Raw genomic sequence first — 24,033 nt, 5'->3', positions numbered from 1 at the left:
CCGCGGCCCTCGCACCGTGCGACGGCTGCTCGCCTGTCAGAGCCGGGGGCCTGTGGGGAGGCGCACGCGGAAGCAGGTGTGGCCGGGACGGGTGGTGACCTCGACGGTGCCTTGGTGCGCGGTGACGACCGCTTCGACGATGGCCAGGCCGAGGCCGGTGCTCCCGGCGGCGCGGCTGCGGCTGTGGTCGCCGCGGGTGAAGCGGAGGAAGACCTCGGGCTGGAGGGAGTCGGGGATGCCGGGGCCGTTGTCGGTGACCGTGAGCTCCACGCTGCCGGGGTGCGGGGTGAGGGCGACGACGACCTGTGTGCCGGCCGGCGTGTGACGGCGCGCGTTGGTGAGGAGATTGGCGACGACCTGATGGAGGCGGTGTTCGTCGCCGTTGACGAAAAGCGGCTCGGGCGGCAGGTCCAGCTGCCAGTGGTGGTCCGGCGAGACGGCGCGGGCGTCGTCGACGGCGTCCAGGGCGAGGCGTGTGAGGTCCACTCGCTCGCGGGCCAGCGGCCGGCCCGCGTCGAGCCGGGCGAGGAGGAGCAGGTCGTCCACGAGGCCGCTCATCCGCCGGGATTCGGAGTGGGCACGTTCGAGGGCGTGCCGCACCTCGCGGGGCAGCGGTGCCTCGTGGCGAAGGGCCAGCTCGGTGTGGGCGCGGATCGTGGCGAGAGGGGTGCGCAGTTCGTGGCTGGCATCGGCGGCGAAATGCCGCAATCGCTCCTCGACGGCCTGCCTGCGCTCCAGGGCGTCACCGACGTGGCCGAGCATGTGGTTGAGGGCGGTGGCGACCTGCCCCACTTCCGTGCCGGGGTCGCCCGTCGGCAGTGGGGCGGGCATGGCGACCTGCCCGCTGGCCAGTGGCAGCCGTGTCACCTCTGTGGCGGTGGCGGCGACCCGGTCCAGCGGGCGCAGCGAGACGCGCACCCACAGGGCGCCCGCGACCGCGGTCACCACGAGGGCGGCTCCGAAGACCAGGGCCTCCACGCCTTCCAGCCGGTGGACGGTCTCCTCGACGGGGTGCAGGGGGAGGCCGGTGATCAGAACATCTCCGTCGTCACCGGCCAAGGCGGTGACGCGGTAGCTGCCCAGGGCGCTGAGCCGGACGGTGTGGCCGCTCTCGCCGACGGGCACGTCGGCGAGTGAGCGCCGGTCGGCGTCCGTCAGCGGAACAGCGGTCGGGGCGTCGTCCCGTACGACTGCGGCTTGCGTCGCCCGCCCGCGCAGCAGGCGGACACCGAGCGTGCCCACGGACTGCCCCCTGGTGTCGGGGCGGTTGTCGCGGTCAGGCTCCCTCTCGTGCTCCAAGCTGGCGGCGAACCTGCCCCCGGCCGCGGCCAGCTGCTGGTCGAGCCGGTCCACCAGGAAACCCTCCAGGGCGAGCACCGTGGTCACGCCCACCGCCACGGACGCCGCCGCGAGCAGTACCACCAGTCCGACGGTGAGCCGGGCACGCAGCGAGCGGGGCGGCTTCAGACGAAGCCTCGTCCTCACGGTGATGCCTTACCGGGTGCCTGGCCGGCCGCCGGGCCAGGGTCCTGGCCCGGGTCCTGTCCGAGGTCCTGTTTGAGGACGTACCCCACGCCCCGGACGGTGTGGATCAGCGGGGATCTCCCGGCGTCGATCTTCTTGCGCAGATAGCTGACGTACAACTCGACGATGTGCGCCCGGCCGCCGAAATCGTAGGACCAGACCCGTTGCAGGATCTGTTCCTTCGACAGCACCCGGCGCGGATTGCGCATCAAGTAGCGGAGCAGCTCGAACTCCGTCCGGGACAGCTCCACGGTCCCGCCCGCTCGGGTCACCTCGCGGGCTTCCTCATCCATCACCAGATCCGCGAACACGAGCCGGTGGTCGCCGGGCGCATGCCTCATGCCCGCCCTGCGCAGCAGCCCCCGCAGCCGCGCCAGCACCTCCTCCAGGCTGAACGGCTTGGTGACGTAGTCGTCCCCGCCGGCGGTGATCCCGGCGATGCGGTCCTCCACCGCGTCCCGCGCGGTCAGGAACAGGACGCACACGCCGGGTGAGCGCTCTCTCAGCCCGCGCAGGACCGTGAGGCCGTCGATGTCGGGCAGCATCCAGTCGAGCACCACCGCGTCGGGGTGGAAGGCGCCGGCGGCCGCCAGGGCCGAGGAGCCGTCGGCGGCCGTACGGACCTGGCAGCCCTCCGCACGCAGGGCGGTGCCGAGGACGTCGGTGAGGTCCGGCTCGTCGTCGACGACGAGGACGCGCACCGGACTGCCGTCGGGCCGGTTCAAAGCGGGGAGGGAGGTCACATCGTGCATGGTCTCTCCAGCATCCCCCGGCCCGGTGCGAGGGCCGCCCGGACGACCCTCAGAATTTCCTCTGAATGTCGGCGGGAGCCGTTGCTTCAGAGGGTTCTCTGAGAAAGAACGGCCACGCTCGGTCACGCGGAAGCCCAGCTCACCGAAGAAGGAGGCGCCGTGACCGACCTGACCTCCGTTCGGGACGATCCTGTCCGGCGGCCCGCCCGGCACCGGCGGCCCGCGCCGGTGCGGAGCGGCGTGCGCGCGGTCCCGCTGCTCGCCCAGGGGCTCGTCTGGGGCGGTGCGGCCGGCGTCCTCGCGATGTGGTGGGCCGACACCGCGTCGGTCGTCGGCCCGGCCGGCTGGTTGACCGGAGCGGGCCGGATAACCGGCCTGCTCGCGGGATACGCCTGTGCCGTGCTCCTCGCCTTGATGGCGCGGGTTCCGCTGCTGGACCGCGCCGTGGGGACGGACCGGCTGGCGCGATGGCACGCGGCGGGCGGTCGCTACACGATCGCTCTCGTCCTCGCCCACGTCCTGCTGATCCTGTGGGGGTACGCGCTGACCGGCGGAAGGGGGGTGGTGAGCGAGACCAGCACGGTGGTCCTGCACTACCCCGACATGCTCAAAGCCACCGCCGGCTTCCTGCTGTTCCTGCTCACCGCCGTCCTCTCGGCCCGCGCCGCCCGCCGCCGGGTCAGCTATGAGACCTGGCACTGGTTGCACTTCGCCACCTACGCGGCGATTTTCCTGGCCTTCGGGCATCAGCTCGCGAACGGCGCCGACTTCGTCGGTCACCGGCCTGCGCAGCTCGCCTGGTACGCGTTGTACGGCGGGGTTGCCGCGCTGCTGTGCTGGTACCGCTTCATCAAGCCGGTCAGCGCCGCACGGCGGCACCGCCTGCGGGTGGCCGAGGTCCGTGCCGAGGCCCCCGGCATCGTCTCTGTGTACCTCACGGGTGAGCACCTTGATGAGCTGCGCGCCCGCCCCGGGCAGTTCTTCCGCTGGCGCTTTCTCACGCCCGGGCTGTGGTGGGCCGCGAGCCCGTACTCGCTGTCGGCCCCCGCCAACGTCCGCTGCCTGCGCATCACGGTCAAGGCTGTCGGCGCGCACAGCGCCGCCGTCGCGCGCCTCGTCCCGGGCACCCGGGTATGGGCCGAAGGACCGTACGGCGGCCTCACCCCCGACCGCGCCCGCTCCGAGAAGTCCCTGCTGCTGGCAGGGGGCGTGGGTATCACCCCACTGCGGACCCTGTTCGAGGCGCTGCCCGGCGACACCGCGCTCATCTACTGGGCCCGCAGGCCGCAGGATCTCGCCCTGCGCGGCGAACTCGACGCCATCGCCGCCGGCCGCGGTGCCCGCGTCCACTACTCGGTCAGCGATCCTGCCGGTCATACGGTGCCCTTGACCGGCCCGGCGCTCGCCCGGCACGTCCCGGACATCGCGGAACGAGACGTGTACCTGTGCGGCCCGCCCGGCATGACCGACGCGGCCGTGCGTGCCCTGCGCACGGCCGGCGTCCCGCCTCGCCGCATCCACCACGAGGCCTTCGCCTTCTGAACCGGTGGGCGTCGCGGCTCACCTGGGCGTGACCACCCCCGCCCGCGGCCCCGCCCCATGTCCACTGCCCTTGAGGAGAGCACCGTGCGCCGAGCCGTCGTCACCGCCTTCAGTACCGTTGCCGGTGTCGTGATGCTCCTGTCTTTCAAGCCGCACCACAGCGATTCGCCAGGCGTCAGCGCGCCCCCTTCGACGGGCGGCGCGGGCTCCCCCGGCGCTTCCTCCGGCGCGGAGGGCAGCCGCACCGGCTCCTACACCGGCTCCGTCATCACCACCCGCTACGGGCCTGTCCAGGTCGAGGCCACGCTGAAGAGCGGCCGGCTGACCGCGGTCAAGGTCCTGCGGGCCCCCTCGGAGAACGGCCGCGACCGGGACATCGCCAGGGACGCGGTACCGCGTCTCACCCAGGAAGCGCTGGAGGCCCAGAGCGCCCGGATCGACGCCGTCTCCGGTGCCACGTACACCAGCGACGGCTATGTCCGCTCCCTCCAGAGCGCACTGGACAAGGCCCATGGCTGAGACCGGCCGGACAGCGCCTCCGGCCCGATTCGTCCCCCGCTCCGGTCTGCGCCACGCGGAACACGTCATGGGCACGGTGTTCTCCTTCGACATCCGTGACCCGCCGACCCCCGCCCTCGCAGGGGCCCTGCGGACGGCTGTGAGCCGGCTGCACCGCATCGACGCCCTCTTCTCGACGTACCGGCCCGAGAGCGCCATCAGCCGCCTGGCCCGTGACGCCACCACCCTGGAGCGGGAGCCGGAAGAGGTCGCCGTGGTCCTACGCCTGTGCGAAGAGGCCCAGCGGCGCACCCGCGGCTGCTTCACCGCCTGTCCCGGTGGCCGCCTCGACCCGTCGGGGCTGGTCAAGGGGTGGGCCGTGGAAGGGGCCGCCCGGGTCCTGTGCGAGGCGGGCGCCCGGAATGTCTACGTGAACGGTGGCGGTGACATCCAGCTCACCGGGGAGGCCGCTCCCGGCCGACCGTGGCGTGTCGGCATCGCGGACCCTTGTCGCCCCGGCCGGCTGCTCACCACCGTCGAAGGCCGGGACCTCGCCGTTGCCACCTCCGGCACGGCGGAACGCGGCCACCACATCATCGACCCCCGCACCGGTGCCCCTGCGACGGGACTGCTGTCGGCCACCGTGACGGGCCCCCGCCTGATCTGGGCCGATGTCTACGCCACCGCAGCGGTTGTGCTGGGCACCGAGGCCGCTGAGTGGATCGCGGGTCTCGACGGGTACGGACTGCTGGCGGTTCCCGCGGACGGGATCGGTCTCGTCCGCCGAGGCTGAGGCCACGTTCTTCCCACGGGGCTGGCGAGGTTCTTCCCACGGGGCTGGCGAGCAGCTTCCGCTCGTCGAGCGGCGGCGTACCCGTTGGTGGCTGGTCCCGGCTGTACGTGTCCGTGGCGCGTCGGAGGCGCCTTCCTCTCTCTGAGCCGGCCCGGCAGAGCGGGGACCATTCCGACAATCGCGCCTCTGCCTCGCCCAGTTGCCGGCCGCCTCCCAGCCCAGAGCGGGCGCCGCTTGCTCAGAAGAGTCGCTCGTGTGCCTTCTGCCGGGATGGCCATCACACCGCCGGTGAGGTCGTCACCATCGTCGAGTTGATCGCGCGTCGTGTCGGCGCGCGCGGGGCGTCCACGGCAGCGACGTCGAGTCGCGGTCGGACCTGAGGTACTGGCTACCGAGATCGTTGAGGCTTTTCAAGCCGCGATGGAGGAGTTCGCCGCTATCGCGGAGCGGCTGTCACTACACGAGCAGCCAATTCGCAACTCTGGAAACGGGGTTCGAAGTCCGCCTGCCGGTCAGCCGCACCGGACAGTGCTGGGACAACGCGCTCGCCGAGTCGTTCTTCGCCGCCGTCAAACGGGAGTTGCTCGACACCACCAGCTGCCCAGTCGAGCCGCCGCCCGCACCTCAACCTTCGACTTCATCGAAAGCTGGTACAACTTGCACCGACTGCACAGCAGCCTCAGCTACCGCAGCCCCGCCGAATACCAGACCGCACTCGCAGCCTGACCACCACACCGACGGTGTCCGTCAAAGCGGAACAAGCTCAGAACCTCACCGTAAAGGCCTGCTCACCGCGCGGCCCTCACCCGAGGCAGGCGTGCCGGCGCCTGCCCAGCCCTCAGCACTCCGTCGTCCTCTCGTCGTGACGGAGACCGCCACGAGCCCGCCCGAAGGCGGCCGGACGGCTGCCCGCCGACGGATTCGCCGCCGAGGCGGCGGACCGCCCTGCCTCACAACGTCGCACCGCATGCCGTCGGGCGGGAGCAGGAAACGGCCACGCAGGTGATGCCGAGGGCGCTCGTACCGCGCTCGTCTGCGAGATCGCCGACCGCAGCGCGAAGTACGCTGGGCGACACCCGGCTTCTCGACCACTCGGCGAAATGGCGCTGCGCCGTCGACCCTGCTGCACACTCTCCAGCACCAGGGGCACCTGGACAAGCACGGCCACGGCACCAGGAAATTCCCCGCACTGCCGTCAGGCCCAACGGCGGTCGGACACCGGCGGGGATGCCGACTCGGACGTCAACATCGACTCCATTCCGGGTGCGCCCCACCAGCACGCCCTCCCCGCCCGGAAAGCCCCGTCGGCGGGTGTGGTGACCGACGCCTATCCACCGAGGCGTCAACTTGCGTACCGTGGAAAGGCTTTGCGGGCAGAAGGGACGGAGCGTCGGTGCTGTTCACCCTGCTGATCGTGGTCGCCATCCTCGGCATAGTGCTGCACGAGCTGTTCGTGGTGATACGTGACAAGCGCCACGTACGGCGACTCCCTCCACCGTCCATCACCTTGACGCAGGCCGCGGCATATCAGAACCAGGTCTTCCAGGAGATCTGCCGTAGATCCACGGGACCCAACTGGCGCGGGGTCCGCATGGCGGACTACTTCACGGACCACGGATGGAACCGCGCCGATGCCATGCTCATTCTTGCGGAACCACTCAAGCACCGGATGATCAAGGCTTGCGGATGGAAGTTCGGTACCTACGGCCCGACTCGGACGGGGTGGGACGAGTACCGGAAGAACTTCATGTGGTCAGGAGGAAGTGAAGCGGTGCACATCTCTGCCAGCTCCGGCGGTTTCATAGTGGCGAACGTCAGCAGCCCTCACGCTGTGGCTCAGGGAGGCCACGACAACACCGCCGACGTGCACGACATCTCACACCGGCAGTTGATCGACGCGCTGAGACAGGACGCACGCAGCGCCGATTCCGACGAAGCCGTACGGGCGCAGGAATACGCCGACGACCTGACGGAGGCGGTCCAGACGGAGGACCCGCACAGGACAGATCAGATTCTCACTCGAATCAACGCACTGCTCACGTCCGCTCGTTCAGCTTTCGCACTGACCAGGGACCTACTGCCACCCGGGACCTGAATGCGGGCCTTGAGCGCTGCTGAACGGATCGACGCAGATGCTCTCCACGGGCAGCATCTGACCGGGAGGAAACCCGCGTATGCGTCCAGCAGTGAGCGTTTTCCACCTGTCTGGACGGGTGCGTAGTTGGGTTGGAGAGCGGTGTCCGGACGTGAAGAAGCTCCTGGTAGACGGTTCACGACCAAGATCACCTGTCCGCTGGGAGCTCCCGCGTGCTTGTCTACCCAGCCGGCGTCGATCTGTCCACCTCGGCCTTGCGCTTCCTCGCCCGTGAACTGGCCGCGCGTCGAAGCGAGCAGGGCACACGGTGGCGACGGCTGACCGCCGGACGCCAAGCGTTGCTGGTGCTGGCCCACCTGCGATGCGGGTACACATACGCGCAGCTCGCCGCCGGGTTCGGGGTCGGCACCACCACCGCCTACCGGTACGTCGCCGAGGCCGTCGGCCTCCTGGCCACCCTCGCCCGCGCTGCCCGGAGCTGTCCCCGACATCAAGGCCGCACGAACCCACGACATCATCGCCACTCCCGAAAGGGGCGGGGTGGAGTGCTGGGCCGACAAGGGCTACCGGGGCGTCGGCAGCGCCGTACGGGTGCCCTACCGGGGGCGCTGGGAGACGTTGTCCGCCGTTCAGCAGGCCGCCAGTCGCTCGCATGCGAAGATCCCCGCGCTCGTCGAGCAGGCTATGGCCACCCTCAAGACCTGGCGACTCCTGCGCAAGCTGCGATGCTCGACCACCCGCAGCACCAGCCTCGTCCAGGCCGTCCTCACCCTGCACCTGACCAGCTCAAACTGAGGTTGGAAACAGCTCACTGCGCCCGGCAGGTCCAGCTCGTGCATGGTTGGCGGTGAAGCGTTGAGGACGGCGGCGGGACTCGCGGTTCACGTCTCCCAGCCCGACGTCAGGTCCGCCGGTCTGCTGATGGGGCAGTAGCCCAGCTATGGCCTGGACAGTCTGATTCGTGTGCTCGCGACGACCGAACTGGCGGGCGAATGCCCGCCAGTCCTTAAGATGGGCGATGCCGTGCTCGAGCCGAATACGTCGTGAAGAATGCGCCTTGCGCTGCCGCTCGTACGTCTCCTGGTACCAGTCCGGGGTGTTCCCCTTGGACTTGCGATGCGGTGTCACCACCTGTCCGCGCGTCTGGGCACCCGACCTCGGTAGCCGGCATCGGCGAGGCTCTCTACCGCGGGACCGTCGTCCAGGAGCTTGGCCAGTCTTCCAGCCCCGCGACACGGACGGCCACTGGCGAGCACTGCTGGACAGACATGTGGCAGCAGCGGCGCAGCACACCGCCCCCGTGTCGCCCGAGCGGCCCGCGGTGTTGCTGTCCACCGGCGCCTGGGGCGTGGGCACCCGGCTACTGGAGACGGCTCGGCAGCTTGCGGAGCACGACTGCGTGCCGGTCCTGCTGTGCGGCAACGACGAACGCCTGCGGCACCGCGCGGCCCGCCACCCCGGCCTGCTTCCCCTCGGCTGGGTGAGCGACCTGCCGGGGCTGATGGGCCGGGCCCATGTGCTGCTCGACAACGCGGCAGGGCAGACCGCCGACCAGGCCCTGGCGGCGGGTCTGCCCGTGATCGGCCACCGCCCGCTGCCGGGGCACGCTGCGGCCGGCGCCGGGCGATGGCGCAGGCCGGACTCTCCCGGCACGCGCACGGCAACGGCGAACCAGCCCGCAGCGCCCGGGACCTGGCGCTCCCCGGTCCCGCCCGCGCCCGTCAGACATCGGCAGCCCGCGCCGCTTTTCGTACCGACGCCGCCGAGGAACTGGTGGAACTGGCCGAGCGGGCGGGCGTGGCGGGCTCCCGGAGACCATGACGCCGAGGAGTCCGGCGACTCAGCGCAGCGCGCGGAAGAACGCGCGTACGTCTTCGACGAGCGGGCCCGGGGCCTCCATCGCCAGGAAGTGGCCGCCTGCCTCGAGCTCGGTCCAGCGCACGATGTTGTGGTCCCGCTCTGCCCACGGACGGACGGTCACATCGTGTGCGGACACCAGCACGCCGGTGGGTACGGTGCCGCGCTGTGCCGCCGCCCAGTCCTGGTCCTGACCGGCCGCACCCGGGCCGGCGCCGCCGTCGGCCTCGGCGGCTCCGCTCCAGTCGTCGGCGGCTCCGCTCCAGTCCTGAGCCTCGTCGGTCCAGTCCTGGGCCGACATGGCCTCGTAGTAGACCTGGGCCGACGACGCAGCCGTGGCCGTCAGCCAGTAGAGGGAGACCGCGGTCAGGAAGCGGTCCCGGTCGATGCTGTCCTCCGGCAGTCCGTCCTCCGGATCGGTGAGCTCCTTGAATTTCTCCACGATCCAGGCGAGCTGACCGGCGGGCGAGTCGGTGAGGCCGTAGGCGACAGTCTGCGGACGCTTGGAGTTGCACTGCAGATAGCCGTCGTTGAAGTTCTCCATCCGCTGCCGGCGCCGCTCGTCCGCGTCGGAGAGGCCGTCCATCTCGCCCTCCGCCCCCACCGGCACACTGATCAGGGCGTTGACATGGATGCCGGTCACCTTCTCCGGCGCCTGCTTGCCCACCTCGGGCGCCACCCAGGCGCCGGTGTCGTAGCCCTGCACGCCGTAGCGCTCGTAACCGAGCCGCTCCATCAGCTGCGCCAGCAACTCGGCCATCCGGGCCGGGCCCATGCCGGGACCCGCCAGCGGAATGGAGAATCCGAAGCCCGGCAGGGAGGGGATCACCAGGTGGAAGGCGTCCTCTTCCGCGCCGCCGTGCGCTGTCGGATCGGTGAGCGGGCCGACGATGTCGAGGAAGTCGGCGAATGTGCCGGGCCAGCCGTGCAGCAGAAGCAGCGGGGTGGCGTCCTGGTGCGGCGAACGCACGTGCAGGAAGTGCAGCCGCTGCCCTTCGATGACGGTGGTGAACTGCGGGTGGGCGTTCATCCGGGCTTCCTGCGCCCGCCAGTCGTACTCCGAGGCCCAGTACGCAGCCAGCTCCCGCAAATAGGCCGGCGGTACGCCCCGGCTCCAGCCGACGCCGGCCGGTGCATCCGGCCAGCGGGTCCGGCCGAGCCGGTCGGCAAGGTCGTCGAGGTCGGCCTGCGGGATGTCGATACGGAAGGAGGCGATCTCCTGTGCGGTGCTCATGGCGGCGACAGTAGGGTGCTGTTGGGTCAGGTTTGGTCCTAAGCCCCGGGGAGAGTGGGGGACATGGCGAAGACCTCCGCGCGGCTGTTGAAACTGCTGTCTCTGCTGCAGACCGGTCAGGACCGGTCCGGTGAGGAGCTCGCCGAACGCCTCGGTGTCAGCCGCCGCACCGTACGTCGCGACATCGAGAGGCTGCGGGAGCTCGGCTACCCGGTGCACTCCGTCCAGGGTGCTGCCGGATACCGGCTCGCCGCAGGGGCGGCACTGCCGCCGCTGCTGCTGGACGACGAGGAGGCGGTGGCCGTGGCGGTGGGGCTGCGTACCACGGCAGGCAGCTCGGTCACCGGCATCGAGGAGTCCTCCCTGCGCGCCCTGGCCAAACTCGAACAGGTACTGCCTGCCCGACTGCGCCACCGCGTCAACGTCCTGCAGACGGCGACCGTCCACGTGGGAGCTGTCGGTCCACGGGTCGGTCCCGACACCCTGCTCACCCTCGCGGAGGCCTGTCGCCGCCAGGAACGACTGCGCTTCGACTACACCAGCGCCCACGGTGACGAGACCCGCCGTGACGCCGAGCCGCACAGCATGGTCAACTTCGGTCGCCACTGGTATCTGATCGCCTGGGACCTGGGCCGTGCGGACTGGCGGACCTTCCGTGTCGACCGCCTGACTCCGCGCACCCCGACCGGCCCCCGCTTCGTGCCCAGGCCGCTGCCGCACCGCGACCCCGCGACCTACCTCGCCCACCAGCTTTCCGCCCGGACCTGGACCTACCAGGCGACCGTCACCCTGCACGAGTCCGCCGAGGCCGTCGCAGACCGGGTCTGGCCGGGCATGGGCGTCGTGGAAGCCGTTGACGAGCGTAGCTGCCTGCTGTATGTCGGCGCGGACACGGTCCCCGACCTGCTCTGGATGCTCACCTCCGTGCATACGGACTTCACCCTCGACGACGGTCCGCCCGCACTCGCCGAGGCATTGCGAGCCCAGGCCGACCGTTGCCGCAACGCCGTCCGGGACACCCATAGAGAAAGCTTTGACCTGCGGAAACGTCAAGGTTGAGCGAACGCGAGCACGCAGCCACCCCCGACGATCCAAAGAAACAGCGCCATGCAGTGCAGCGGATGGTCCGTGAAGTACTGTCCCGGACGGGCGACCAGCGCGGGCACGTCCGGTGCCCAGGGCGGTGCGAAAACGGCGAGCAACACCGTGGGCAGTAGTAGGGCCGAATCAGCCAGAGCCCCGACGAACACCACGGACAGCGTTTCCTGGAAAGGAGTGCGCTGCCGGTCAGGGATATCCCTGCGACGCCGTCTTTCATACACATACCCGGGAAAGAGGAAAGCGACGAAGAGAGCCAGACCGACCACGTTTGCAGGCACGGTTCAATGCCTTCCGGGAATCATTCGCCGAGTGGCGAGGGAGGCTCGGGGTCAGGTACGGGTCGGGGCGGCGACTCTGAGGCCGGGATCTCGGCCTCCTCGTCGACGATCGCGTGTCCGCGGAAGTCGTGGCCGTCGTCGACGTCCTCCGGATCTTCCGGATCTTCGTGCGTACTGTCGGCAAAGTCGCGCATGACACCCCCCGTCCCCCGCCAGTCCAAGTATTCGCCATGCTGACGCAATTCGCCGGTTCCCGTGGCACGAAGGAGAAACCGCCTCTTATTTGGTACCGCGACGCGCGTAGGACGAAACCGTGTGCACGGCGTCGCCGAGCACTCGCTCGGTGACTGGCCCCGGCAGAGCGATGAGCTTCGCGTCCTCGAAGGTAGCGGTGCCGTCGTAACGCGGCACCGCTACGTCGGTGCACCGCGCCACTGACGGCAGGTCGAGCGCAAAGCCGAGCCCGAAGATCCCGTCGCCCGCCTGCGAGTTGTACTCGATGGTGACAGTGGGCTCGAACCCGTCCAGTCCCGGCCGATGAAGGTGCCAACGTAAAGCACGTCGAGGAGTTCGGCCGCATCGATCGCGTTCTTGAGGTGGGTGCGGATCTCCTGACCCCGGGCGGGGTCGGGATGGAGATTGTTTTCGTAGTAGGCCAGCGCCGAGATGCCGCACGCCAGATCCGCAGCACGCTCGTGAGTGAGATCCCCACTCGCTTGGCCAGCTCACGCTTCGACCAGTGCGTCGCGCCTTCGGGGACCTCTTCGAGCGTGCGCACCACCACCTCCTCCACCTGGGCCTCGGTGATGGTGCGCGGAACCCCTGGGCGCGGCTCGTCGGCCAAACCGTCCAGCCGCTCGTCCAGGAATCGGGACTGCCAGCGGCCTACCGTCTTGCGGTCGATGCCCAGCCTCCCGCCGACAGCGATGTTGCTGCCGCCTTCGGCACAGGCCAGAACGATCCGAGCTCGCAGAGCCAGGCCCTGCGCTGTCGAGCGCCGCGACGCCCACCCCTGCAACACCAGCCGCTCGGTGTCCGACAGCACCAGCGCACCTAGTACTCCAGTGGCACTTCGCTATTTGTGCTGGTCAGGGAAGTGTTCGTGAGTGTACTTGGCTGATGCCGTGTCAGGTAGCGGGAGCTCGTGACTTCGGGTGCGGCGGCCCGCTGTGTTTGTCGTGCAAGATGATGTGCGGCCCGATGTCTGGTCGGCGGAACTGGAAGAGCTGCTGGTGCGGATCGGTCACCGGTTCGGGCGAGTGGATCTGCGGCGGCGGATGCGGGCCTACGTGCACGGCCTGCTCGGACCGGTGAGCCGCAAGAACAGTTGGCAGCTGGCCGAACACGCCGGTCACCGCACTCCCGTCGGGTTGCAGCACCTGCTGGGAGCTCCTTGACGCTACTCAGGCGATCCGAAACCTGCCGCCCAACGAGTTCGCACGCCAGATGATCAGTGACCTCGAGAACTACATCGCCAACCCTGACCACATCGCAGATGGAGGACGCCTGTAGCTCAGCAATTCGTGCGTGCCCCCCATCAGGTACAACTCACGCGATGTGAGCCACAGAAGGATGAGTTGCACATCGCACTGCTGAACCGTTGAACGGTGGGCACTTCCCAACCCCCTGACGGGGGCTGGGAAGTGCCCACCGTGCTGTCACCACACAAGGACTCAAATTGTCTGTGGATGGTGGCAAGTGGCTCAGTGACTACGACGGGCTGATGCTCACCAGCCCCAGCAAGCGGGACATCGACCACGTTGTCCCGCCCAAGGACGCCTGGTTCTCCGGCGCCCGCACCTGGACCCCAGACAAGCGCAAGCAGTTCCACAACGACATGGCCCGCCCCCAGCTGCTGGCCGTCTCGTCCGCCCGCAACCGCTCCAAGGGCGACACGGCCCCCCGGGGAGTGGATGCCGCCGCGCCTGGCCTACCACTGCATCCCTGTGCATCGGCCACCGCTGGAACGGCTCTCCGCAGCGTTCTACGGCGCCCCACAGCCGCTCCCGCTCTCGCGGACACGCTCCCATCCATGCTGAAGTGTCATTCGCCCCCCCCCGGGGGCGCGGGTTTGCATCACGGGGTGACCAGCACTGTCGCGGTGGCCTGGGCAAAGGCCCTCGCCCGTGCGAGGGAGGGGTGGGAATGTGTCGGACGCAAGGCCTGTAGGGGTTGGCCCTGCCCTCCCGTGTGGTCAAGGGGCTCTTGCGCCTTCCGTCCGGGAATACCCGTCCACCCGCCGGGGCGTGGCGGTACCGCACCGTTGACGACGGCGCGCAGCAGCGGCGTACCGCGCACAACCCCGACCCGATCGTGGGACGGCGAAAACGGGCATTGCTGACGGCTGGGAGCGTGGGAGCGCGAGTGCTCCCAGAGGGCTCCCAGAGGGCTCCCACCATGGGAGCAAACGCACGTACGAAAGAAGCCGCTCCAGCAAACGCTGGAACGGCTTCCGATCTGCGATCTTCGCAGTCGGGACGGCGGGATTTGAACCCACGACCCCTTGACCCCCAGTCAAGTGCGCTACCAAACTGCGCCACGTCCCGGTGCTCGTTCGGCTCGGGGCTTTCCCCTCGCCGCTCGCGCACAAAGAACAATACAGCACTTCAGGGGGTGCTCGCTCGCACCCCCCTCTCGTACGGGAGCCACGCGGGCCCCTCCGAGTTTGGTGTCGGGGTGGGCGGGAACTCCGGCGGTTCTGCGACAGACGGCCGGGGCCGCGGAGGGTTCCGGCCTCGCTCCTGGGAGGAGGTCTCGGCTGTGAGCCGGTCCCGCATTGTGATCGTCGGAGCTGGATTCGCTGGATACCAGGCGGCGCGTACCCTCTCGCGCACGCTCCGTGGCGCGGTGGAGATCGTGCTGGTCAATCCGAACGACTACTTCCTCTATCTCCCCCTGCTGCCCGAGGTCGCCTCCGGCGTGCTGGAGCCGCGGCGGGTGTCCGTTTCGCTGGCGGGGACGCTGCCTCGCGTGCGGCTCGTCCTGGGGGAGGTCGACGGCATCGACTTCGATCAGCGCGGGCTCCAGTACGTGGACCCGGAGGGGCGCTCCGGAGAGCTGGAGTACGACCGGCTGCTGCTGACCGTCGGAAGCGTGAACAAGCTGCTGCCCATCCCTGGTGTGGCCGAGCACGCGCACGGTTTCCGGGGCATGCCGGAGGCCCTCTACCTGCGTGATCACATCAACCGGCAGATCGCCCTGGCCGCCGCGTCCGAGGACGCGGACGAAGCTGCCGCACGCCGTACGTTCGTGGTGGTCGGCGCCGGATACACGGGTACGGAGGTCGCGGCGCACGGCCAGATGTTCGCGGAATCCCTCGCCCGGCAGCACAGCCGGCACGAGCACGGGAGGCAGGAGCCCCCGGGCGAGCGAGACGGGCACGAGGCCGCGGGAGTCCGGGACCGGGAGGCCGAGGGGGCCCGGGACGGGAAGGAGCGGCGGACCCGGTGGATGCTCCTCGACATCGCCCCGCGCGTCCTGCCCGAGCTGGATAAACGCCTCTCGGAAACCGCGCACGAGGTGCTGGACAAGCGGGGCGTCGAGGTACGGACCGGGATGTCGGTCAAGGAGGCGACCAGCGAGGGCGTGCTGCTGGACAACGGCGAGTTCGTGCCCACCCGTTCGCTGATCTGGTGCGTGGGCGTACGGCCCGACCCTCTCGTCAAGGATCTCGGGCTCGAAACCCAACAGGGCCGCATCGTGGTCGACGAGTACCTGCGCGTGCCCGGCAGGCCGGAGGTCATGGCCTGCGGTGACGCGGCCGCGGTGCCCGATCTGACCCGCCCCGGGGAGATCACCCCGATGACGGCGCAGCACGCCGTACGACAGGGGAAGATCGCGGGGCGTAACCTCGCGGCCTCGTTCGGCAAGGGAGCTTCGCGCCCCTACAAGCATCACGACCTGGGCTTCATGGTCGATCTCGGCGGGGTGAAGGCCGCGGCGAACCCCTTGCGGGTGCCGCTGTCGGGACCGCTCGCGAACCTGGTGACCAGGGCGTACCACCTGGCAGCGATGCCCGGGAACCGGGTCAGGGTGCTGGCCGACTGGGCGCTGGACGCGGTACTGCCGCGGCAGGCGGCTCAGCTGGGGCTGGTGAGGTCCTGGTCCGTGCCGCTGGAGTCGTCGTCGCCCGAGGTGGCACGGGTGCCGACGCCCTGAGGCGGCGCCGTTCCGGCCGTGCGTGGCCGGCTGTGCCTCCTCACCCACGGAACTTTCCCACACCGAGAGTACGGGGTCGCCACCCAGCGTGAGCGGGCCCGGTGGTCGTGGGCGGAAGTGGGGAGGCCGGGCGCGAGGAGGGCCGAGCCGGGCCGTGCCCCCGGTCAACCCGGTCCGTGTCCCCAGTCAACGAGGCCCTCGGCCCCCGTGCTGTCCCGAGAGAGCGACCGGCGGGACGAACTCGCGCACAAGTGTGCGATGCCACCAGGCGCCGGTCTCCCGCCGCTCCTCCCACGTGGTGAAGCGGTAGCGGTACAGCAGTGCCCGGATATGCGCAGGAGGCTGCTGGGGGAACGGGTTGGTGTGCAGCAGCCGCAGGGTGACGGGGTCGTTCTCCAGCAGCTTGGAGAGGAACGGCTCGAACCAGCCGCGGGTGTAGGCGGGGGAGAGCGCGGCGAACCACATCTGCCAGTCGAGCCGCAGGTGGTAGGGCGCGAACTGGCGGGGCAGCCGGCGCACATCGCCCGGCTTTCCCTTGAACTCGTACTCGCGCCACACCGTCTCCGGCGTGATCTCCTGCTCGTCGGTGCCCTCGATCACGATCTCCTGCCGGACGCGGGTCACGCTGCCGAACGCCCCATAAGTGTTCACCAGGTGGAGGGCGTTGAAGGACCGGTTCATCTGCTGGGTCCGGCTGAGCAGATTGCGTGCCGGCCAGTAGCTGAGCACGACGATCAGAGCCGTCACCAGGCACACCACGACGGCGAACCACAGCGGAGCCGTACCGGAGGCAGGCGTGCCGGTGAGCGGCGAGGTGTCGACGGCGGCGAAGGCGAGAACGATCGTCAGCCAGTTCAGCCAGGAGAAGTTGCCCGACATGACGAGCCAGAGCTGGGTGATGATGATCAACGCTGCCGCGATCGTGGCCACCGGCTGCGGACAGAACAGGCCGAAGGGGACGATCAGCTGTGCCACATGGTTCGCGGCCACCTCCACCCGGTGCATCCGCTTGGGGAGGTGGTGGAAGAACCAGCTCAGCGGCCCGGGCATCGGCTGGGTCTCATGGTGGTAGTAGAGGCACGTCAGCTTGCGCCAGCACTCGTCACCGCGCCACTTGATCAGCCCCGCGCCGAACTCCAGCCGGAAGACCAGCCAGCGCATCAGCCACAGCGTCAGCACAGGCGGGTCGGTCTCCGCGTTGCCCAGAAAGATGCCGAGGAAGCCGGCCTCCAGGAGCAGCGACTCCCAACCGAAGCTGTAGAAGATCTGCCCGACGTTGACGAACGAGAGGTAGAGCAACCACAGCAGTGCCCACATCACCATCGACGCCCACAGAGGCACAGCGTCCGCGGCTCCCGCCACCACGGCGGCGGCCAGGACGACACCAGCCCAGGCGCAGGCGCCGGTGAAACGGTCGTCACACCGCCAGTGGAAGAGGCTGGGGGAGGCCCGGAACGGCACCCTTCTCACAAAGGCGGTGGCAGGAACCAGCCCCCGTTCGCCGAGCAGCGCACGGAACTGCATCGCGGCCGAGAAGAAGGCGACCAGGTAGACAACGGCCAGGGCGCGCTGGAGCACCAGTCGGCTCAGCTCGTACCCGGGCGCCGAGAACCACGGCGTGAACCACTCCATGGCGGCCATGAGTACCACCCGCGCCCCTCCCTCACGCTCCCGGCGAGCCCACGCTTCCGCGCTCGCGATGGGCGCGCGCTTCCGGTGCGGGCGCCGGGCACCGGGCTTCCGGGCGCTCGGGCTTCCGGGCTTCCCTCGCTCTCGGTCCCGTGCCGCGACGGGTGGGTGGGAGAAAGCCGCACGCAGCGGGCTGGCTACGGTATGCGCATGACCATCCGCGTACTCCTGGTGGACGACGACGCCCTGGTGCGGGCCGGGCTCCGGCTGATGCTGGAGGGCAGTCCTGATATCGAGATCGTGGATGAGGCGGCGGACGGCAGTCAGGTGCTTCCGCTGGTGGCGGAGCACCGACCGCATGTGGTCCTGATGGACATCCGGATGCCGACCATGGACGGACTCACTGCCACCGAGCAGCTCCGGGCGCGCGACGAGCCGCCCGAGGTGGTCGTTCTCACCACCTTCCACGCGGATGCCCACGTACTGCGGGCGCTGCGAGCCGGAGCCGCCGGGTTCCTGCTCAAGGACACCCCGCCCGCCGAGATCCTGGCCGCCATCCGCAAGATGGCCGCCGGGGAGCCGGTACTCTCACCGGCCGTGACCCGACAGCTCATCCAGCACGTCACCCCGGTGGGGCACGACAGCCGCCGCGCACGCGCCAGGAAGGCCCTCGCCGCACTCGGCGAACGGGAGAGCGAGGTGGCGCTCGGCGTCGGCCAGGGGTTGGCCAACGCCGAAATCGCCTCGTCCCTCTATATGAGCGTTCCGACGGTCAAGACACACGTCTCCCGCATTCTGACCAAGCTGGACCTCAACAACCGGGTGCAGATCGCCCTCCTCGTCCACGACGCGGGGCTGCTCGACGAGCCGGGGTCGGACGGCGGACAGCACCGCGGCGAGTGAGGGCGGACGCCACCGCGGCGGACGGTGGTGACGGCGGAGGCCGGGAATCCGTGGCGCTCGCGGGCGTTGTAACAGAGGTGACTTCCTCGCGTCCGTTTCCGGTCCCTCTCTCCGTACTCGACCGCTCCCTCGTCCGGGAGGGCGAGCACCCTGGTCAGGCGCTGCGTGAGACGGTGCGGTTCGCCCAGCAGGCGGAAGAGTTGGGCTTTCTGCGGTTCTGGGTCTCCGAGCACCATGCCGTCCCGGGGATCGCCGGCTCCGCGCCGACGGTGCTGGCCGCGGCGGTGGCGTCGGCCACCTCGCGGATCCGGGTCGGGACCGGCGGAGTGATGCTCCCCAACCACCAGCCGCTGGTGGTCGCCGAGCAGTTCGGTGTGCTCGAGTCGCTCTTCCCCGGCCGCATCGACATGGGCCTTGGACGCTCCGTCGGCTTCACCGACGGCATCCGCAAAGCACTACGGGTGGGCAAGGACGCCGCGGACGGCTTCAGCGCACAGATATCCGAACTGCTCGACTACTTCGAGGGCACCGGTCCGGTGCACGCCCGCCCTGCCGAGGGGCTGCGCGTGCCGCCGTTCGTACTCGCCGTGGGCTCGGGCGCGACGGTTGCGGCCGAGCACGGGCTGCCGCTGGTGATAGGTGCCTCCCGCGACGAGCGTCGGACCCGGGAGGCGGTGGAGACCTACCGCACGAGCTTCCGGCCGCGCGCCTCCACCGCGCCGAGTGCCGTCTCCCGGCCGGATGCCGCTCCCGCGACCGCGCCGTACGTCGTCGTCGCCGTGAACGCCGCCGCTGCCGCCACCCGCGAGGAGGCGGAGCTGTTGCAGCTTCCGGAGGCGTGGTCGACGGCGCTGTCCCGCACCCGTGGCACCTTCGCCCCGCTCGTGGCTCCCGAAAACGTGCCGGTCGGCGCGATGAGTGCCAAGGAACGCGCCGCGTTCGACGAGGCCCGGCTCTCGCAGCTCCGGGGGACGGAGGACGAGGTGGTCGAGGAACTGGCCTCCCTTGTGGCCCGCACAGGCGCCGACGAGGTCCTGCTGACGCTCAATACCTACGACCCCGGCGACCGCCTCCGCTCCTACCGTCGGCTGGCCGAGGCCGCAGGTCTGACACAGCGCCTGCCTGAGCCCTCGACCACCCGTTGACCCCAGAAAGCAGAAAACCCCAGAGAGCAGAGAGCAGAGGGGCGGGAGGAGTGGGGCGGCGGGGCCGGGACGACGACTCATCCCTCCCGGCCCGGCAGGTCCCGCTTCACCACCTTGCCCATGTCGTTGCGCGGCAGCGCGTCCAGGAAGTGGACCTCGCGAGGGCGCTTGTGCGGCGCGAGCTGCTCGGTCACCAGCGTGGTCAGCTCCTCGGCGAGCGGCGGCTGCTGTGGTGAGGCCGGAACGATCCAGGCGACGACACGCTCACCCAGGTCGTCGTCGGGCTCGCCGGTGACGGCGGCCTCGGCGACGGCCGGGTGGCCGAGCAGCACGTTCTCGATCTCTCCGGCCCCGATCTTGTAGCCGCCGCTCTTGATGATGTCGGTGGCCTTGCGGCCGACGAGTCGTACGGAACCGTCCGCATCCCTCGTCGCCATGTCGCCGGTGCGGAACCAGCCGCCGTCGAAGGCCTCGGCGGTCGCGTCAGGGCGGTTGAGGTACTCGGTGAACAGGTTCGGGCCCCGCACCTGGACCTCGCCCACCGTTTCGGTGTCCTCGGCGGGCAGGCGCCGGCCCGCGTCGTCGACCAGACGGACATCCACATCCCGCAGCGGCAGGCCCACCGTGCCCAGCCGGGAGCTGCCACCGGGGCGCACGCTGGTGTTCATCAGCGTCTCGGTCATTCCGTAGCGCTCGATCACCCGCTGTCCGGTCGCAGCCATCAGCCGGTCGTGGTCGTGCAGCGGCAGCGCGGCCGAGCCGGACACCAGCAGCCGGGCCCCAGCCAGCGCCCGCACCAGGTCCGGATCGCTCGCGCACGCGTCGGCGAGACGGTGGTACATCGTCGGTACGCCGAACAGCATCGTGCCGCCACCGGCGAGCTCTCTCGCCACTCCCTCGGTGCTGAAGCGGACCAGGTGGCGCAGGGCGCCGCCGCGGCGCAGCGGGCCGAGCACGCCCAGGATCAGCCCGTGCACATGGAACAGCGGCAGGCCGTGCACCAGCACGTCGTCCGCGGTCCACTGCCACGCCTCCTCCAGCGCGTCCAGGCTGCTCGCGATGGCGCGCCGCGAGAGCACCACACCCTTGGGCGGTCCGGTCGTCCCCGAGGTGTAGACGATGAGGGCCGCGGCCTCCGGGTTCGGCTCGGTGGGCAGGCCCCAGGTCTCCTCCCCGGCAACCGGCTCCTCGGAGATCTCGATGTCCGTACGGAGCAGCGAGCCGAGCGCTTCGGGCAGTTGTGCGCCCGGCTCCGCCAGTACGGCGCCCGGGGCGCTGTCGCCGACGATGTGCGCCAGCTCGCTCTCGCCGCTCTTCGGGTTCAGCGGCACCACGGGAACCCCGGCCAGCAGTCCGGCGACCACCCCGACCGCTGTCTCCAGGCTGGGCGTCGCCCAGACCGCGACAGGGGCCGAGGTCTGCAGCCGTGCGGCAACGCCGCTCGTCACGGCGGCCAGTCGGCGGTAGCTGAGGGACCGGTCGCCGAAACTCAGCGCCGTGTGCGAGGACGCGGCGTGCAGCGCGGGGAAGAGCAGGGACACCCGGACTCCTTCGTGATCTCTCGCCTCTGGGACCGCCAGCATCTCACCCGGGTACGTCGGCAGCGGAGACGGAGGCCATCGCGGCGGGGGAGACGGAGGGCAGACGGGATCATCCGGGTCGTTCCGGATTCACCCCTTTCCTCCGCCCCCTCCGCTTCTTTCCCCTCTACTTCATCCCGAAGAGGCGGTTACCTGGGGGAAAAGGGTCGCGAACGCTTCCTTCGGGTCGTCGAGGCCGCGTGCCAGCGGATCGTCGAAGTGCCAGACGAGGAAGAGCAGGAACGCGATCAGTGCGCTGAAGATGCCGGCCAGGACCAGCTCCCTGCCCGAGCGCTGGATCTGCAGCGCGAAGAGCATCCCCACAGCGATCACGGCACCCGCGTACAGCCCGATCCACACCACGCCCGGCATGGTCGGTCCGGCGCCCGTCGCGCGTGCCGTGCGTGCGGTGTCGGCCTCGGCCACCTGGTCGACCACGGCCTGGTACGCCTGTGCCTGCTGCATGGTGGACGGTTCATAGGAGGCCACGTCTTTCCGCAGCCGGTCGAGCAGGAGGGTGCCCCGGTCGGTGAGTTCGCCGTGTTCCACCATGTGCGACCACTCCGTGGTCACGGCGTACCGCACATAGGTGTTGATGTCCTTCCGCACCCGTTCGCGCTCGTCGGCCGGGTAGACCCCCACTCGCTCGCTCACCTCGTGCAGCGCCTGCGCCTCCTGCGAGACGGCCTCGTCTGCCGCGTTGCGTGCCTCCCAGACACCGGCGATCGCCAGGCCGAGCACGATCGCGTAGACCACGCCGATCATCATCGTCATGTACTCGATCACGTCGGGTGTCTCGGAAGGATCCTCCGTGGCGGCGCGTCGACGTCTGAGGACGACCACGGCGACGACCACCAGGCAGGAAGCGACCAGGCTGAGCGTCAGCATGAGCCATTCGGACAAGGGGGCCTCCACAGAGCGCGAACCGATGGGAGAGGAGCGGAGATCGGCGAGGGTCAGCCGCCGCTCGTGCCGGAGGTGTCACCTGCCGCCGCCTGCCTCGAACTGTTCGAGCGAGGCCGCAGTGCGGCGGCCGCGAGCACGGCCGGAGCGACGATCAGCAGCGTGCGGGTGACCATGGACATGCTGCCGTCGGGCCGTCGGCGCTCGGGCGCCGACTGTCTCGGAGCCGCGAGCACACTGCGGGACGGCGTCGGCGAGGGTGAGTGCGAGGCCCGTGGGGGCTTGGCCGGGGGCCGCTTCGGCTGCTGAGGAGCGGGGACCGGCTGCCGGGCGGGCTTCGCAGCGGCCCGCGGCGGCGCGGGCGGCTTCGCAGGCGGGGGCGGCTCCGGAGCTGGGGAGCTGGGCGTCGCGCTGGGCGCGGGAGGCGAGGGCGGAGTGGGCGCGGGAGAGCTGGGTTCCGGTGGCGACGGCGGGGGAGGCGAGGATGGCGGCGTCGGAGAGGGAGGCGGTGTGGGGTGCGGTGGAGGCGGCGGACACGGTCGGTGCCCCGCCGACAGGTGCACGCTCGCGCCGTGCCCGGTCTGCACCGTGAGGGACGCACCCGGGCAGCCGCCCTTCCGGCCGGCCGTCGCCTCCACATGCGTACCGTCGGCGTGCACCGACAGATGGGCGTCACCATCGGGGCCGGTTCGCTGAGGGGCGTTCAGCGGCTGAGCGTCGTTCAGCGGCTGAGCGTCGTCCAACGGCTGAGGGGCTGAGCCGGAAGCGGGGTGCGGCTCGGCGGGGCGCGAAGGCAGGCTCGCTGCCGCGAGCACGACGGACTGGCGTGCGCCCGTCTGCTGACCTGCGGATGAGGGGGCGACGAGGGCGGCAGTCCCCGCCACGGCGCCGAGTGCGGTGCATGCGAGCGCCGCCGCTGTCAGCGCCTGCCGTCTGTTGCGGCTGCTGTCCTGCCTGTCGTCCCTGTTGTCCCGTCGTCGCACATGCTGAGGATCCAGGGGGCGGTGTGGCGAATTGAAGGCTTCTGACCGGAAGTCACACGATGGGTTGAAGTGCTTGCGGACACGGGCGCCAGGGAGACCGAACTGGCTTATGGGGAGGCCCGGTTGCGTCGCCGCGCCGTTCGCCTACCGCTGCTCGTGCGGCGGCGACGCTTCGACCGGGCGGACCGGGCGGACCGGGCCGGCCGACCGATCGGCTGGCCACGAAGCGGGAACGAGGTCCCGACGGAGTCGGCCGGCCGATCGGCCGCGTGCCTGCGGAGTAGGTGCTACTGGGACTTGACGAGCTCCATGTAGCGCGCCCAGTCCCAGTACGCGCCGGGGTCGGTGTGGTCGGAGCCGGGCACCTCGTTGTGACCGATGATGTGCTGGCGGTCCACGGGGATGTTGTTGCGACGGCAGATGTCCGCCGTCAGCGCGGCCGACGCGGTGTACATCTCATCCGTGAACCAGGTGTCCGGCTCGTCGATCCAGCCCTCGTGCTCTATGCCGACGCTGCGGGTGTTGTAGTTCCAATTGCCCGCGTGCCAGCCGACGTTCTTCTCCCGCACCATCTGGGCCACATGGCCGTCGAAGGAGCGCACCACATAGTGCGCGGAGACCGCCTTGTCCGGGTTCTGGAAGATGGCCAGGGTGTCGTCGTAGAACTCCTGGGTGACATGGATGATCACGAGCTCGATCGGGTACTGCGTGGGCCGGTTGGCCGTCGTGTAGTTGGACGGCGAGGCAGGGACCCACTCGGCCCCGGGGTAGTCGACGGCGCGCGGGCCTCTGGAGCGGGCCACCGAGGTTCCGCCCGACATGAGTGAGGCGCCCGCGAGTCCTGCGGCAAGAGTGAATCCCGCTCCACCGCGCAGCAGTGCGCGGCGGGAGAGGTGCGAACGGAACGGGGTGGATGCGTTGTGCCGGCGTGCTGAGTCCATCGTGTCTCCCGGTGGGGGGAAGGCGGAGAGGGATAATGGGGGCACGTACAGAGCGAGTTGACGCGCGTTGATGATGGCAGCCGCCGAGGGGGCTGCCAAGAGTTGTCAGTGTGTGCC

The 24,033-nt window shown here is 70.1% G+C and carries 20 protein-coding genes, 1 tRNA gene and 3 pseudogenes; 11 read left to right on the top strand and 13 right to left on the bottom strand.

Going from position 1 to position 24,033, the window contains the following annotated elements; all coding sequences use genetic code 11:
- Positions 1–36: 36 nt before the first annotated feature.
- Complete coding sequence (locus tag HC362_RS03215) at positions 37–1,485, bottom strand: HAMP domain-containing sensor histidine kinase (protein ID WP_243082246.1); 1,449 nt, start codon at positions 1,483–1,485, stop codon at positions 37–39.
- Positions 1,482–2,276, bottom strand: a complete 795-nt coding sequence (locus tag HC362_RS03210) for a response regulator transcription factor (RefSeq protein ID WP_279240065.1) — start codon at positions 2,274–2,276, stop codon at positions 1,482–1,484. Before HC362_RS03210 ends, HC362_RS03215 begins: the two co-directional genes overlap by 4 nt.
- A gap of 228 nt (positions 2,277–2,504) precedes the next feature.
- Here HC362_RS03210 and HC362_RS03205 point away from each other — a divergent pair, with 228 nt between their 5' ends.
- From HC362_RS03205 to HC362_RS03185, 5 genes and pseudogenes are all read left to right on the top strand, one after another.
- The gene (locus HC362_RS03205) at positions 2,505–3,818 is read left to right on the top strand and encodes a ferric reductase-like transmembrane domain-containing protein (RefSeq protein ID WP_243088333.1); all 1,314 of its coding nucleotides are present in this window, start codon (positions 2,505–2,507) and stop codon (positions 3,816–3,818) included.
- An 84-nt stretch (positions 3,819–3,902) separates the two neighbouring features.
- Positions 3,903–4,337 (top strand): FMN-binding protein, encoded by a 435-nt coding sequence (locus tag HC362_RS03200; RefSeq protein WP_243082245.1) that lies wholly within the window; start codon positions 3,903–3,905, stop codon positions 4,335–4,337.
- A complete protein-coding gene (locus HC362_RS03195; protein ID WP_243082244.1) occupies positions 4,330–5,109 on the top strand; it encodes an FAD:protein FMN transferase in 780 nt (259 codons plus the stop codon). Before HC362_RS03200 ends, HC362_RS03195 begins: the two co-directional genes overlap by 8 nt.
- 1,393 nt (positions 5,110–6,502) lie before the next feature.
- Positions 6,503–7,204, top strand: a complete 702-nt coding sequence (locus HC362_RS03190) for a hypothetical protein (RefSeq protein ID WP_243082243.1) — start codon at positions 6,503–6,505, stop codon at positions 7,202–7,204.
- A 212-nt stretch (positions 7,205–7,416) separates the two neighbouring features.
- A pseudogene (locus tag HC362_RS03185) lies at positions 7,417–7,999 on the top strand (transposase family protein).
- Positions 8,000–8,564: 565 nt separating this feature from the next.
- Here HC362_RS03185 and HC362_RS03180 read toward each other — a convergent pair.
- Positions 8,565–8,792 carry a hypothetical protein gene (locus HC362_RS03180; RefSeq protein ID WP_243082242.1) on the bottom strand — a complete coding sequence of 76 codons (228 nt, stop codon included), beginning with the start codon at positions 8,790–8,792 and terminating at the stop codon, positions 8,565–8,567.
- Between the two features lie 38 nt (positions 8,793–8,830).
- Here HC362_RS03180 and HC362_RS03175 point away from each other — a divergent pair, with 38 nt between their 5' ends.
- Complete coding sequence (locus tag HC362_RS03175; protein WP_243082241.1) at positions 8,831–9,025, top strand: hypothetical protein; 195 nt, start codon at positions 8,831–8,833, stop codon at positions 9,023–9,025.
- Between the two features lie 19 nt (positions 9,026–9,044).
- Here HC362_RS03175 and HC362_RS03170 read toward each other — a convergent pair whose 3' ends face one another.
- Positions 9,045–10,295: an epoxide hydrolase family protein gene (locus HC362_RS03170; RefSeq protein ID WP_243082240.1), complete on the bottom strand. Its 1,251-nt coding sequence runs from the start codon at positions 10,293–10,295 to the stop codon at positions 9,045–9,047.
- 63 nt (positions 10,296–10,358) lie between these two features.
- Between HC362_RS03170 and HC362_RS03165 the strand changes: the two genes are divergently transcribed.
- Positions 10,359–11,354 carry a YafY family protein gene (locus tag HC362_RS03165; RefSeq protein WP_243082239.1) on the top strand — a complete coding sequence of 332 codons (996 nt, stop codon included), beginning with the start codon at positions 10,359–10,361 and terminating at the stop codon, positions 11,352–11,354.
- On the opposite strand, the gene HC362_RS03160 is transcribed toward HC362_RS03165, so the two are convergent.
- The 3 genes and pseudogenes from HC362_RS03160 to HC362_RS03150 form a co-directional block, all read right to left on the bottom strand.
- Complete coding sequence (locus HC362_RS03160; protein WP_243082238.1) at positions 11,345–11,674, bottom strand: DUF6338 family protein; 330 nt, start codon at positions 11,672–11,674, stop codon at positions 11,345–11,347. The two genes, HC362_RS03165 and HC362_RS03160, sit on opposite strands and share 10 nt — an antisense overlap.
- 20 nt (positions 11,675–11,694) lie before the next feature.
- Positions 11,695–11,868 carry a hypothetical protein gene (locus tag HC362_RS03155; protein ID WP_243088942.1) on the bottom strand — a complete coding sequence of 58 codons (174 nt, stop codon included), beginning with the start codon at positions 11,866–11,868 and terminating at the stop codon, positions 11,695–11,697.
- Positions 11,869–12,410: 542 nt separating this feature from the next.
- Positions 12,411–12,695 (bottom strand): annotated as a pseudogene (locus tag HC362_RS03150) (helix-turn-helix domain-containing protein); the annotation flags it as partial.
- A gap of 169 nt (positions 12,696–12,864) precedes the next feature.
- On the opposite strand from HC362_RS03150, the pseudogene HC362_RS03145 reads away from it, so the two are divergent.
- Positions 12,865–13,059 (top strand): annotated as a pseudogene (locus HC362_RS03145) (IS701 family transposase); the annotation flags it as partial.
- A gap of 1,087 nt (positions 13,060–14,146) precedes the next feature.
- On the opposite strand, the gene HC362_RS03140 reads toward HC362_RS03145, so the two are convergent.
- Positions 14,147–14,220, bottom strand: a tRNA-Pro gene (locus HC362_RS03140).
- 214 nt (positions 14,221–14,434) lie between these two features.
- Here HC362_RS03140 and HC362_RS03135 point away from each other — a divergent pair.
- Positions 14,435–15,832 carry an NAD(P)/FAD-dependent oxidoreductase gene (locus tag HC362_RS03135; protein WP_243082237.1) on the top strand — a complete coding sequence of 466 codons (1,398 nt, stop codon included), beginning with the start codon at positions 14,435–14,437 and terminating at the stop codon, positions 15,830–15,832.
- Between the two features lie 186 nt (positions 15,833–16,018).
- On the opposite strand, the gene HC362_RS03130 is transcribed toward HC362_RS03135, so the two are convergent.
- Positions 16,019–17,473: a lipase maturation factor family protein gene (locus HC362_RS03130; protein ID WP_243082236.1), complete on the bottom strand. Its 1,455-nt coding sequence runs from the start codon at positions 17,471–17,473 to the stop codon at positions 16,019–16,021.
- A gap of 198 nt (positions 17,474–17,671) precedes the next feature.
- Here HC362_RS03130 and HC362_RS03125 point away from each other — a divergent pair, with 198 nt between their 5' ends.
- Together HC362_RS03125 and HC362_RS03120 are read left to right on the top strand one after the other, a co-directional pair.
- Positions 17,672–18,364, top strand: coding sequence for a response regulator transcription factor (locus tag HC362_RS03125; protein ID WP_243082235.1), 693 nt, complete (start codon positions 17,672–17,674; stop codon positions 18,362–18,364).
- 77 nt (positions 18,365–18,441) lie between these two features.
- Positions 18,442–19,509 (top strand): MsnO8 family LLM class oxidoreductase, encoded by a 1,068-nt coding sequence (locus HC362_RS03120; protein ID WP_243082234.1) that lies wholly within the window; start codon positions 18,442–18,444, stop codon positions 19,507–19,509.
- Positions 19,510–19,586: 77 nt separating this feature from the next.
- Here the strand turns inward: HC362_RS03120 and HC362_RS03115 are convergent, their stop codons facing one another.
- The 4 genes from HC362_RS03115 to HC362_RS03100 form a co-directional block, all read right to left on the bottom strand.
- Positions 19,587–21,050: an acyl-CoA synthetase gene (locus tag HC362_RS03115; RefSeq protein WP_243082233.1), complete on the bottom strand. Its 1,464-nt coding sequence runs from the start codon at positions 21,048–21,050 to the stop codon at positions 19,587–19,589.
- A gap of 171 nt (positions 21,051–21,221) precedes the next feature.
- On the bottom strand, positions 21,222–21,992 hold the full coding sequence (locus HC362_RS03110) for a DUF4239 domain-containing protein (protein ID WP_243082232.1): 771 nt from the start codon (positions 21,990–21,992) through the stop codon (positions 21,222–21,224).
- A 78-nt stretch (positions 21,993–22,070) separates the two neighbouring features.
- Complete coding sequence (locus HC362_RS03105; protein ID WP_243082231.1) at positions 22,071–22,529, bottom strand: hypothetical protein; 459 nt, start codon at positions 22,527–22,529, stop codon at positions 22,071–22,073.
- A 733-nt stretch (positions 22,530–23,262) separates the two neighbouring features.
- On the bottom strand, positions 23,263–23,916 hold the full coding sequence (locus HC362_RS03100) for an N-acetylmuramoyl-L-alanine amidase (protein ID WP_243082230.1): 654 nt from the start codon (positions 23,914–23,916) through the stop codon (positions 23,263–23,265).
- Between the last annotated feature and the right edge of the window lie 117 nt (positions 23,917–24,033).

Source organism: Streptomyces sp. 891-h, from assembly GCF_022760275.1.
Lineage (GTDB): Bacteria > Actinomycetota > Actinomycetes > Streptomycetales > Streptomycetaceae > Streptomyces > Streptomyces spirodelae.
The sequence above is the reverse complement of the archived record's forward strand: the minus strand, read 5'-3'. Positions and strand labels throughout refer to the sequence as shown.